The sequence below is a fragment of the Anoxybacillus sp. UARK-01 genome, from assembly GCF_002075365.1.
Lineage (GTDB): Bacteria > Bacillota > Bacilli > Bacillales > Anoxybacillaceae > Anoxybacteroides > Anoxybacteroides rupiense.
In genome coordinates this window covers 286,214-298,639 of record NZ_NASY01000031.1, presented here as the reverse complement: position 1 = coordinate 298,639, position 12,426 = coordinate 286,214, and the positions used below count along the sequence as shown (strand labels likewise).

Below are 12,426 nucleotides of genomic sequence, written 5' to 3'. Positions count from 1 at the left end.
AGTAAACAAAATTAGTAATAAATATAAGAACAAATCTCTCACACTATAACTGTGCAATGTTGGACTTTCTATTCTAGATAGTCCAATACGTCCCTCAATCTTTGTGCTTGGCTTTCTCGTAAAATACTATCCTAACGCATTTTTTCCTCCGCCTGCTTGCCAGAACGATATAAAATTATATCCTCTTCAAGCTTTATAGCATTATATATTCCGCTTCTAAAAGTGGATGCAGCACAAGGATTGACTTCCGCTAACGGCCCTGAATTTTCAACCATATTATAAACATATTGTTTTTTGTCTATGTTCTCAGCTGTATCATCTATTGTCTTTTCTGTAACCCGGTTCATCGAAAAATCCATTACGTTTGAGTGTCCTTTTGTAGCCTCTTGTATCGTTTTCCCGAAAATGGATCCAACTCCGGCATACGCCGGCTGTCGTGAAACGGATGCAACACTTTCCACTAAATCTTCCCATTGCTTTTTAAACAGGCGAGCGGTTTCAGCGAATGGCGCTTTGACAACTTGCCGGTAAATCGTTTCGAAGATCGCCTTTATTTTATCATCGCGCACGACATGTTTCATTTTAGATAAGACGGATGCCGCCTTGATCGCTTTAGTGCCCTTGATTGCCGCTTTTCCCGCCATTCCGGCCCCTTTAGCGGGAGGAAAGATGGACGCAAGCAGCATTCCGCCCGCCAGCAAGCGGTCTCCTACAGAAAGGCGCTCGCCGGTAATCGGATCGTACTCGCCAAACACGCGCTGCACGTCATACCAACCAAGAAGCTCCAATCCGAATTCCTTCATGTTGTCGGCAATCGTTTGGTCCGCTTGGCGCATCGCCGCGGCGGTGCGATACAACAGTTCTTCAGCTTCGTTCAATTTGTCTTCATAACGTCGCAACCAATGAACGAGTTCGTCCCGCATCGCTTCCATGTCAGGCGTGCTGACGCCAGGGAGGTCCATGGCGAGAGAAGAACGTTCCCGCGACAGCGTCGTCCGCGCCCGTTCGCATGCGTCTTCCGCATCAGGAATGTGCTTTGCGATTGTTTCCAGCTCTTCAGGCTTCAGACGGATCATTGTTCGCACTGCTCCCTCATCGTTGCAATGTCCCGGTTCGTTCGGCCAACTTGTCCATCCGAAAGCACCTCTATCCCCCATTTTCTTGTATGCACCTCGTCCGACACGCTCGACATTTTGGTTCACTCCTCCATTTATTCTCTTTATAAATGGTAATATAAGTAAAAATAGTATAATTTTTATACCATTTTTCATAAGATGATTCGTGATATATACCTATTTTTTACACAAAAGACTGTTACCCTTTGCTGTATGAACTGAAACGAGTGAAGGATCATTCCTTGGGAGGAGCCAATGTGAACCCATAACGTTGCCGACAATAAGTGGACAAGCGATATAAAACGGCTTGCTTATGTTGGAACATCCATCTGTACTTCTATATCCCCCTCCCATTTTTACTGGGGATGTAGTAATTAATCATCTAAACGGTCTTCAATTTTTCTAAATATCTGACATCCTATCATTATTTTCACAGACGATAAGCGGTTCTATTGACGCATAGTCCTTACTCTAATATCGAATACTCAAGCACCATTACAATTTAAACGGACTCGGATATTTTCTTTTTTTCAGTTCCGCTTCGGTTCCAGCTTTGCAGGCAGTTTCATCGTAATCGGCCTTGAAATAGATATGTTCGAGATGTTGCTGCAGTTTTGCGATTTTTAATTCCACATTCTTCTTATGGGCGAGAACCATTTGCTTTCTCTCTTCTAATGTACAGTCGCCCAATGCGCAAAGGGCGACAAATTTTTTAATATCCTTAATCGACATATCGGTATCTTTTAAGCATGTAATCACGACCATCCATTCGAGATCATCTTCCATATACATTCGAACTCCTGATGGATTTCTTTGTATTTTCGGCAATAATTGTTCAGTTTCATAGTATCGTAGTGTCGATGATGGCAATCCTGTTATCTCGGAAACTTCTTTGATTGTGTAATGCATAAAAATCCCCTACAAAAAGTATTGTCTTAAAGTATACTTTAAAGATTAAAGTGATTATATCAAAGTCCATACATATTCAAACAGAGGAGGATGCGATGATGAAACAGATTGATCCGGGAAAATCGGGATGAGATTGTATTAGGCTGCATGAGAATTGGCAACATGAATGTGCAGGAGCTACCCAGCTACATCGGTCATGCGTTGGAAGAAGGAATTACCCTTTTTGACCATGCGGATATTTATGGGAAAGGATACTGCGAAGAGCTTTTTGGCCAAGTGTTAGCTTCAAGACTTGGACTTCGTGACAATATACAAATTCAAAGCAAATGCTCGATTCGAGATGGCTATTACGACCTTTCGAAAGAGTATATTCTCACATCGGTCGATGGAATGTTGCGGCGGTTGCGGACGGATTATTTAGATTTATTGATTCTGCATAGACCGGACACATTAATGGAACCGAAAGAAGTGGCCGAGGCGTTTGATGTTTTGCAAGCGAGCGGGCAAAGTTCGTCATTTTGGCGTCAGCAACTCCAACAGCCTGCAAATAGAGCTATTGAAATCATGCGTGAAACAGCCGCTTCTTGTAAAACAGCTGCAATTCAGCATTATGCATTCCGGCATGGTAAACAGCGGCATTCAAGCCAATACATTATTTGAAGGGGCCATCGATCGCGACGGCAGCATCCTCGAATATTGCCGGTTAAAAAATATCACAATTCAAGCTTGGTCGCCATTTCAATACGGCTTCTTTGAAGGAGTTTTTATCGATAACAACCAATTCCCGGAATTAAACCGTGTACTAGCACGCATCGCTGAAGAAAAAGGCGTAAGCAAATCCGCCATTGCCGTTGCTTGGATTTTGCGACATCCTGCCAAAATGCAGACAATCGTCGAAACGACTAATGTGGAACGTTTAAAAGAGATTTGCCAAGCGAGCAAAAAAGTAGAGTTAACAAGAGCGGAATGGTATGAAATCTATCACGCAGCGGGCAATCGATTGCCATAATGAGGATTGGATTGGGGGAATTTTTATTTAGTAAAAAAACGCGAGCCAAGTTCGATTTACTTAGAAAAAAGTCCTTTACCCATTCACTTAATACTTTTCTAAAAAAATATTAGTTAACCACAGGAATCTATCCTTGATTTCTTCACCAAAATTGCGGAAAGAACCATTTTATCACCATTGCCTACAATATAAAAAAAGATAGCTGCTACGCTATCTTAAAAAGTGGCTATCATCCTTTTGTTCTCTCAAATTTCTATTCTATTGGTCTTCGAGAACAAACAAACCTTTCTTTAGTACAAAGGACCGTTGCTTCTCATCCTCATTACTGACGGATATCTTGCTTCCCGGGACAAAACCATAATGTTGCGACGCAATTGTCGGGAAGGATTGAGTAAAATCATATTGTACAATCAATTCCATCTTTCCATTTATTAATGTGATGGCGTCTGAAAAGCATATGTAATTTCTTAGTTTTTGGCTCATATTGTTACCAACATCAATGGTTCCATCCTTTCTAAAACCCCAGTCTTCTTCAAAATTGGTTACCTTCTCTACATTTTCTACCTTCATCTTCCCAAACCCATAAGAAATCTCGCCACCGACATACCATTCTTCGACTTTATCAATCATGTCATTAAACCCTTTTTCATCTTCAAGCTTGATCCCGATCAAACCTTGCCAAAAAATTGGCTCTCTTTCATCCGTTTTTGCTTTTGGTAAGATTACTTCCAGTTCATGTAGAGACGTATCTTGCGCTGAAAGGTGGGCAGGATTTATGGCTGTGGATACATATACATCCGTATACTTTGCTCGAAACATTTGCTCGGAAAAATCACCCAAGCACAAGCTTCCTTTTTGGAAATTCGGAAACCAGACATCGTTGACACTGGTGCACGGAAAAAAACAGGTGATCTTTTCAAATAGCCGCTTTCCATTATTAAACGCGTCTTCCGTTCCACCATTTAGTTTTCCGTAACCATTCACAAACGCTCCCCAGATCGTCCAGCCAGGAATAAAAATTCGGGTTTCTGACAGAACACCGTAATTTTTCTTTCCAATATGGAGGGGACTTAACGGTTTAAGAACAATCCGATACCACTGTAATGTTTCTTTTTTACTCTCCATCATGTTCACCAATAGCTTTCGCATGATATCTTGCATAAATCAATATTCTTTCCACAATTTCTTTGAAAAAGAGCAGTGAGTGGATATCTTTCGACAGGTTAGAAAAAAAATGTTCGTAGCGATTTTCCCCGTTTTTTGAATTACGATCAAAACCAAATGTTTCGCCAAATTCATCTACAATTCCCTTGATAAAAATACGCTCTACAAGATTGTTTTCATTTTTGTCTTTTGATTTTTTATTTTTAGATTTACAATAGACATAATAAGCGTAGACACCATCATTCGCCAAAACTCCAAGAGCCTTATCTATTAAATTCAAAACCTCTGAATGTCCATCTTTTACCATTTCATAACTATATTGATGTATACGGGCATCAAGATTTTCCATTAGACTCACCACCATCATTCTGATCATTAAAATCGAATAATTTCATCCGTCCAAATCCTCTCGTCACCATCCCACCAATCCCCAATGTCTCAAAATATTTTTTACTATCCTTCAATGCTTGAGCCACCATTTCTTCAGACGGCTGTTCGGATAACGGGCGCTTGTCGATTCGCACACTGCCGATAAAAACCGTTCCTCTTGGAATCGCTTCACTTGTAAATAACGCCCCCTTTTTCGCAGCTCCTGTCAGTGGATCAATCGACACAGAGGTTCTTGTTTCCAAATTTGAATTTATGATTTGCGATATAATATGGTCGGATACAATGACAATTTTTTCTGTCAAACCATTGATGCCGAATTTGTTTTCCGACAAAAAATCCTCCAACTTATTTTTTGTTTCTTTATTTATTTCTTTGGCTTGAAAGTTTAACCAACCAAGATTGATATTTTCCCTTTGTTCAAACGTTATTACACATCGTTCATCCGTGTTTTCGTTTATGGAAACTCCCGCCATTTCCAAAAGATTCTTCGACGTAATCCATCTCGTTCCGAAAATCGTGTATACGGGAAAGAACAAAATATGTAAATCTGAAAAATAGACTTTTCCTCTTTCCGATTTATTTTTCTTAGAGAAACCGAAAGTCTTACAAACAATGCAACGTCCGCAATGACCCGTACTATCCCTTTCAACATCCTCATAACTTTGATTTGGCTGGTCATCCTGTCCGGCACATTTTATCGCGGCAAATTGATTTCCTTCATATTCTTTGACCCAACCTGGCGCATTCTCCAGATACAGCTCATCTTTAGTTTTTTCGTTTCTTTTTTGCCTGTCCTGTTTAAATTCATCTCGGAAATACGAATACAAATTCAAGGCTGTATAATATCTCCAGGTTCCTGCTACACTCGTTCCCGGTATTTTCGGAATTCGCGTGATCGGGTCACGGACAATGGTGTTATCGACACGGCCAATGGTAAAGCCCCCGGTTCCAATATAAACCGGATCTTGCGTAATGCTATAAAGTGGTATATTCATGATTTCATCTCCCTTTTAAATTTCCTTGAAGCAGTTATGCCAGAAGTCAAACATATCCAAAAACATCAACAATATAGAATGGAATTCTTCTTCGTCTTTTGTTTCTAAACGACTCCAACTTTCCAGTCCAAAAAGAGCGGCGAACTCATTCTTCCCGCTTGCATTGTCTAAACCAAATATGTTGATAAAAGCCGAGAGCATGAAAATCTTGATTTGTTCTTTCTCATTGTCCCAATCCTGCAACTTGGCATAAATTAAGCTTACAGCGTTTTGTAGTTTAGTTGTTTTGGTGCTATCATTTTTGAAATAGTCTTTAAATTTAATAAAACATTCCCACTCCTCCAATGTATACGGTCGATTTTTCAGCCATTTGTCCAACCGTTTGGTACGCTTCTCGCTACTATAGATGATGTCGTTTCTTCGAATATTCGCATCCATAAATTGAAAATCGAACGTATTCGGATATACGACATATTTCTTCTGCTCGTCCAGTTGGGTGACATCTTTCAAAAAAAGCTGTTTTCCCTTTTGTCCATCTGGCAAATAAAACTGGCAGCCATCGACTCCTGCTTCTCCCTCACATTGTTCAAACAGACTGTAATGTTTTTTCTTCTCAAAATCCATATCTTGTTTTTCATGTACTTCTTCATGTATTTCGAAAATTTCTTTCAATTCCTTCCCAGTCTTGCATTCTTTTATTTCATTCAAATGGTCGATATCTCTTCTGATATTTCTTAATGCTTTAATCCCTATATAGAGTGGGCTTTTATAATCTTGGACGACCACACCAATATGGAGCGGCAGTTTCCCTTTCACGTATTGAAAATGCTCATCGTATTTCTTTTTCACATAATTGACAATCCCTTCAACATATTGAGCAGGAATAATAAATTGCCAGGAGATGGGTGTAGGGTCAATGATCGATATCATTGGATGGTAGGGAATATACTCAACTTTCTCACTTTCTAAATTGATGTCAAAAAAATCCTCTTCGCCCCTACCGTTTTTGGTATCATCGACAACAACCAATCGAATCTTTTCCTCTTTTATCCACTTTCCCTTCTCTTCTTCGTTTAGAAAGTCAATCCTTTTCCCTGTCTTTTTTTGACCATTTTCTTTGTCTCGTTCATATTCTTCATCAGATAAATAATACTCCTCTTTTTTAAGTAAAGGAATCGCTTGCTCGATAGACGATATTAATTCCAAATTCCCATCGTTATCTGAAAGAAAATTCAATCCCCGGTATTCAAACTCTTTATTCTTATATTGTGCTTCTTTAATAATTTTTTTAAATTTTATTCGTTGGCACCGCCATGACGGAACATTAAAAAACGATTCCGCCGCGCCATCTGTTTTCATTTCTTTTTCAATGTTTTCGAAGAAAGTTAGCGTGGATTCCCATATTCTTCTGAATCTCGCCGGCGACGGATTTTTCCGGATAATAAATTGAAGCAGAATTTTCGCCAAAAAAGTTTGCGCTTCTTCATTATTTTTTAATTTTTGCCAAACGATTTTTTGATTCTTAAAATCAATCACATCTTTCAACCGGTCGCTCAGAAAATCTTCCCAGCGGTCGCCAATGGTCCGTTGGAGTAACAGGGATTCGAGATCTTTCTTGCTAGAACGGTGTACAATTTTTGGAAGATAAGAGTCATTCATATTGATAGACTCTCCATTAATAACTTTTTTGATTTCATTAACTAAGTCTTTCGCATTCTCATTGATTAACATCGTATTCAGCATATCACCGTTCAGCCATTGGGCGAGTTCGAATTTTAATGTAATCAAAGCGATTTTCCCGTTTTTATCTTGGAGTTCACCGGTCCAAACCGTTTCCTTTCTTGAATCACAGCCGGTCTGTTCGTCATCCTTAGAATTAGAAGTTTGTTTTTTCTGTAGAACAGCGTCATGTCTGTTAAAACAAACCGAACACAGTTTTAATTGCTTTTTCTCTTTATCCGCCAGCCTGAATCCACAAACATCGCAGATTAATTTAAAACTATTATGCTGGACAACTGTCCCAATATATTTTTTAAATCGATCTTCCGGATATTGTGACCGAATAAAATTGTCCTTGGCGGTTTCCAAGAGATAGGCAATGTTCATCGTCCCCCGGGAAGGAGCAGTCAAGAAAATGGCCGGAAAAACTTCGCCTTCAAACTCCATAAAGCAATCCAATATCTTATCCTCAATCTCTTTCAGATCTGGGTGCAAACCAGACAGTCTTTTCGTTCCATATTTTTTCTCATTATCTTTAGCGCTTTGTTCACACCATGCGTTTTCGGGAACAAGGAAATAGATGCCTGTTTCATCTCTGTAAATTTCATTTCCCAAGGCATATTCTGCTTCTAGCACATCTTTAATCTTTTCGTCTACATCTTTTACTTTTTCTCTATACCATTTAATAAAAACCGGATTCATGGCTTTTTCCGCCAAACCTAATTTATCATATTGGATTCCTAAAATAGACCATTTAATTGATCTCGGATTGTCCTTATAATAACGATTATATTTTTCTCCTTCCAAAGCCATCGCCGCCAATGCCGCTTTAAAAAGAGAAGCGGTCATATACGCTTGATCCCATAAGGTAATATCGTTAATAGGAAATCGCGAATCGCTCAGAAGGGTGCTGTACCAAGCCTTTATTTCCTCTATAATATAATTTCTAATATCTAACCAATCCATGTCGAATGAAAATTTATTATCTGATAAATTTTTATCCTCCGATAATTTTTTAAAAAAATTCAATCTTCTTGTGTCAAATCTACTTTTATCTACTAATCCTTTTTTTCTATTTGTAATCTCATCCATGATGCTGCCGAACGCATTCACGATGTTTAAATTTTGCAGTTGCTTTCTTGGCGTCCCTTTATCGATACCAGAATTGACATTCTCGCATCCTTGCATCAAAATCTTATCTACAAAATTGTTATAGTACTTTCCTCCATCTTTTATTGCTGTATCTCCATTAATAATATTTTTCAAGTCAAGTGTTATTTTCTGTTCTTTACCTTTGTCATATTTAAACGTTAGCGTTACATCTGTATTAAAAAAATTTTCAAGCTTTTTGTCTGATGCCTCAATATCAAAGGGGCTCTGACCGTTGTTACTTTTTAAATAATCGCGATACTTATTAAACTTAGCGTATCTGTAGCGAGCAGAATCAAAATCCAAACCTTCGAAGTACACTATCCTATCATCTTCGTTTTTTTTCTTCCCCCTTTCTTTCTCCCAAAAGCCTATATGCGTTTTCCCCAAGTTAAACAACAAAGCGCCGATTTCCGCTTTTAAAATCGCTTCTCGATTTTTTTTAAAATTATCTAAATCTAGCCCGCTCATTTTTTCCCTCCAAACTTGCTATCATAAATATTGACTGGTGTTATTTCTGCCAATCCCCAGCCTAATTTGGTTTTGGCGCCAATGCCCATATTTTTCAAGCCGTATTCCAGAGACTCTTGCAACAGTTTTTTATCTTGTTTGACTTCTGTTTCCAAGTCCGTTCGACTGGTCAAGATGCCGTTAAAGGGGATATATACGCATTGGAAGATTCCTTCTGTGCCCCTTGGAACGACCTCAAAAAAAATCGGGTTTTTGCCTGCTCTTTTTTCGCGATCATGGGGATTTATTACTTCATAATCAATTTGATTGAAATACGTCGGATAAAAAATCGCTCTTCCTTTTTGAACCGTTAACTTTTGATCCATGCTGAAGCGGTTTTTAATTTGTTGAAGCAATTGCTCTAGAATACTTTTTCCATTTTTCACAATTTTGATATTGACCCCTAAATCCAAAACAAAGTATTTGATAGCCGCTTCTATCAGTTTTTTTTCATCGGTTGTCCTATGTAATATATTTTTTATTTCATCTTCCATTTTCCTAAAATGCTCGGAGCCTGTTCCGAATATTCTGATGTAGCTTATATAAAATGCAAAGATATCATGAACATTTTCGATGTCTTTATTTAACTTTTCGTTGAAAATTTCTAATGCCGCGTGGGAAAGGAGTCCTTTCCAAGCGCTCCCTTTTATCATCGGAATTTTAGTTGTCTTTTCTTTTAATACCGGATTGGAAACCGCATATAGTTCATCATCATCCTTTGAAAAATATAGGGACTGAAGCGTAAACTTGCAAGTCATTCCGAAAGAACCAGGTATTAAATCGCTTATATAATCCTTGAATTTTTCTTGATTATGAAATATGCCAGAAACTTCACTGATGTCATTCAGATCGAGATCTTCTTGTCTCCTTAAATCGAGCTTTTTATCCTCATTTTTTTTCTTAACAAAATTCTTGGACTTGAAATACCTGTTTTTTTCACATAAGTCATCATCTAAAATAATCTCACGAATTATCTCTTGATTACATTTACTCAACTTTTCCCTTCCTCTCTATTCTTTGTAGATTAACGGCTTTTCTATGGCCTATCGTTATTTGAGATTGAAAATAAACTCGTCATTAAGCCATGTGGACAAACACGTTGAATCATGACTTAAGAGGAGTCTATTCACCGGACACCATCATGCGCCTGATTTCGTCCGCAATCAGTTGCGGTTGCTGATAGATCACCATATGACCAGAACTCTCAGCCGCAACCCAGCGCCATCCATTGATCGCCGCCGACTTTTGATGCGCCGCAATCAACAAAGGACGAATGCCGCGTTCCATGCGGGTCACATGCGTTCCCGAAATAATAGTCGCCTCGATCCCTACCAGTTGCAGCGGTCGATCGCGCAAGGTTTTTAATTCTTCAAGAAAAATTTTTCCTTCAGCCGCCATGGTGCTAGCCGCCTGGATGGTGAAGTCCTCACGGCAATGATCTTGATAGACATCCTCTGGTAATACACGACCGGCTCCACTCCCCATCCGTCGATACATTCCAATACGAGCCAACATTGGAATCAATAGGTTCATCAAACTAAAATGAATGCGGGAGAGGCGCCGAAAATAGAGCTCACAGTGCTCATCTGTAGGATCGACCAACACCAGTCCATGCACTTGTGCAGGCGCAAGCGCAGCTGCCAGACGCACGATCGGTCCACCCCAACTGTGACCGACCAAAATGAACTTCTCCCCTTCAAAATGGTGGAGCAGCGCAAGCAAATCCTCAGCCATTCTGACGAGTGTTCGCGGAGCCGGGTCGGGATCACTCCTGCCCGACCCCGCTCGATCATAAACGACCACACGCGCAAAATGAGCCACAAGTGGTTGAACAAGTCCCCACGCCGAGCGCGACATGCCCATCCCTGCTTCAAAGACAACTGTAAGCGAGCCTGTTCCCTGTTCCATGTAATGCAGTTTCCGTCCATCCGCAGTGTGCATGTAACGGCTTATGCCCAACGTATGGCCCCTCTCCTCCGGCATTGCCATTCTCCTTTCGGCTTTCATTTATCTATTCCAAAATTGACGCGAAAATAGATTGGCCAAACTTGATATCAGCATTTTCAAAAGATATCTGGCACGGAGTTTTTCATTTACACATCCTCGACGTATTCAATCGCTCATATCATTCGCAAATTCTTTTTGATCATGAAATATGCCACTAACCTCTCTGGTGTAATCCTGATCTTCTTGTCTTGCTATAAACTTATCATTAAAGTATTCGACTTTTTTGTTTTGAGTTTTTTTCTTGACAAAACGCTTCGACTGAAAATACCTGTCGTTTTCGCACAAAAAATTATTCAACTACGACCAGCAATATATTGATTGATTATGTCATTATCCGTTAATTTTGTATAATTTGCTATTTTAACCTCATTGTATCTGTTGTAGGTTTCGGAAAATAAGTTTTTATTTAGATTTAGATATTTTTTAATCACTTCCTCTATTCGTACAAACAATTCATTGTCGCCATATCCCCAAATCCGAACTTGCACGGTTTTTTCATTTACTTTATAACCATGGGAAACCAATATTTTGGATCCCTCACCTCTTTCTCCAAATAACTTATGCCTTAAGTTTTTATCCCTTTCCATTCTCCTAGTGGTATCTCTGATATGAAATCCAATCGGGATAAACCCATACTTTCTCCAATTATTTTCCCATGCTAATTTTGCTATTTTCCCGCTATTCTTCAACCCCCAAAACCCTTCTTGTTTGATGATCGTAGCTATGCTTTCATTAAAAATGAGATTAAATTTTATAAAGAAAAAGCTCTTTGTTGAGTTACTTAAATTTTCTTTTAAATATTGCGGATTCTCAAAAGCTAAATTCCCATCATCTTCCGTCATCACTTGTACTACTCCGTTTCCTTGTGAAGTTCTTCCACCTATCGCCGCATAATCTGATATCATTCTGATGGTCAGTCGCAACATATCCTTTTCTTGAAGCGATATTTCCTTTCTTTTGTAAAAATGGAGCACCAGTCGATCTTCTCCTGCAAACATTTTCCCTGATAGGCTCCTCATAAGTGGCTTTTCTTCTTTGTTTTTCTTTGTTCTACTTGGTACTCTAATGTCTTGGATTTTTCTTCCTCCTTTTTCCTCAACAACTAATTTGAGTTTCCCACTCCAACCCGCGCAGCCAAATAGCTTACACGCAGGACAGATCTCTTGATTATCTAAGGCTTCATCCGCTGTTTTTCCAGCTATTAGGTCAATCCAAAAATTCTTATGGTTTAATTGGCATTTTTCTTTCACTGTGGGATCGCATACTTTTTTGGCATACATGCGGCTTATATTTTCATACCACCATCGGATATTCCCCCATATGTTGCTTGTTTTAATGTCTCCAGTATTTCTGTCAGCATTTCCCGTCCAAAGTGGGGTTCGTGTTTGTAGTTTAATACTTATAAATGGTTCTTTCTCTATCATTTTTATCACCTCAAGTACGCTAAAATGGCTATACT

At 39.1% G+C, this 12,426-nt stretch carries 9 protein-coding genes and 1 pseudogene; 1 reads left to right on the top strand and 9 read right to left on the bottom strand.

The window, feature by feature from the left end; translation table 11 throughout:
* Positions 1-131: 131 nt before the first annotated feature.
* Positions 132-1,076 carry a pre-toxin TG domain-containing protein gene (locus B6A27_RS05920; protein ID WP_236631805.1) on the bottom strand — a complete coding sequence of 315 codons (945 nt, stop codon included), beginning with the start codon at positions 1,074-1,076 and terminating at the stop codon, positions 132-134.
* Positions 1,077-1,610: 534 nt separating this feature from the next.
* On the bottom strand, positions 1,611-2,024 hold the full coding sequence (locus B6A27_RS05915) for a MerR family transcriptional regulator (RefSeq protein ID WP_080860694.1): 414 nt from the start codon (positions 2,022-2,024) through the stop codon (positions 1,611-1,613).
* A gap of 147 nt (positions 2,025-2,171) precedes the next feature.
* Between B6A27_RS05915 and B6A27_RS05910 the strand changes: the two are divergent.
* A pseudogene (locus B6A27_RS05910) lies at positions 2,172-3,033 on the top strand (aldo/keto reductase).
* Between the two features lie 258 nt (positions 3,034-3,291).
* On the opposite strand, the gene B6A27_RS05905 reads toward B6A27_RS05910, so the two are convergent.
* From B6A27_RS05905 to cmr1, 7 genes are all read right to left on the bottom strand, one after another.
* Positions 3,292-4,158, bottom strand: coding sequence for an RAMP superfamily CRISPR-associated protein (locus B6A27_RS05905; RefSeq protein WP_080860693.1), 867 nt, complete (start codon positions 4,156-4,158; stop codon positions 3,292-3,294).
* Positions 4,148-4,546, bottom strand: a complete 399-nt coding sequence (locus B6A27_RS05900; protein ID WP_080860692.1) for a hypothetical protein — start codon at positions 4,544-4,546, stop codon at positions 4,148-4,150. Before B6A27_RS05900 ends, B6A27_RS05905 begins: the two co-directional genes overlap by 11 nt.
* The gene (cmr4, locus tag B6A27_RS05895; protein ID WP_080860691.1) at positions 4,533-5,582 is read right to left on the bottom strand and encodes a type III-B CRISPR module RAMP protein Cmr4; all 1,050 of its coding nucleotides are present in this window, start codon (positions 5,580-5,582) and stop codon (positions 4,533-4,535) included. Before cmr4 ends, B6A27_RS05900 begins: the two co-directional genes overlap by 14 nt.
* Positions 5,583-5,597: 15 nt before the next feature.
* On the bottom strand, positions 5,598-8,921 hold the full coding sequence (locus B6A27_RS05890; protein ID WP_080860690.1) for a CRISPR-associated protein Csx11: 3,324 nt from the start codon (positions 8,919-8,921) through the stop codon (positions 5,598-5,600).
* Entirely contained in the window at positions 8,918-9,955 is a 1,038-nt protein-coding gene (locus B6A27_RS05885; RefSeq protein WP_080860689.1) for an RAMP superfamily CRISPR-associated protein, read from the bottom strand. The genes B6A27_RS05890 and B6A27_RS05885 overlap by 4 nt, the downstream gene beginning before the upstream one ends.
* A gap of 127 nt (positions 9,956-10,082) precedes the next feature.
* Positions 10,083-10,919 (bottom strand): alpha/beta hydrolase, encoded by an 837-nt coding sequence (locus B6A27_RS05880; protein ID WP_236631799.1) that lies wholly within the window; start codon positions 10,917-10,919, stop codon positions 10,083-10,085.
* Between the two features lie 341 nt (positions 10,920-11,260).
* Entirely contained in the window at positions 11,261-12,391 is a 1,131-nt protein-coding gene (gene cmr1 / locus B6A27_RS05870) for a type III-B CRISPR module RAMP protein Cmr1 (RefSeq protein WP_080860686.1), read from the bottom strand.
* Between the last annotated feature and the right edge of the window lie 35 nt (positions 12,392-12,426).

Bases quoted from the DNA above. Each gene is read 5' to 3' on its own strand.
- cmr4 (WP_080860691.1), bottom strand. From the start codon at position 5,582: ATGAATATACCACTTTATAGCATTACGCAAGATCCGGTTTATATTGGA.
- B6A27_RS05905 (WP_080860693.1), bottom strand. From the start codon at position 4,158: ATGGAGAGTAAAAAAGAAACATTACAGTGGTATCGGATTGTTCTTAAA.
- B6A27_RS05890 (WP_080860690.1), bottom strand. From the start codon at position 8,921: ATGAGCGGGCTAGATTTAGATAATTTTAAAAAAAATCGAGAAGCGATT.
- B6A27_RS05900 (WP_080860692.1), bottom strand. From the start codon at position 4,546: ATGGAAAATCTTGATGCCCGTATACATCAATATAGTTATGAAATGGTA.
- B6A27_RS05920 (WP_236631805.1), bottom strand. From the start codon at position 1,076: ATGATCCGTCTGAAGCCTGAAGAGCTGGAAACAATCGCAAAGCACATT.
- cmr1 (WP_080860686.1), bottom strand. From the start codon at position 12,391: ATGATAGAGAAAGAACCATTTATAAGTATTAAACTACAAACACGAACC.
- B6A27_RS05915 (WP_080860694.1), bottom strand. From the start codon at position 2,024: ATGCATTACACAATCAAAGAAGTTTCCGAGATAACAGGATTGCCATCA.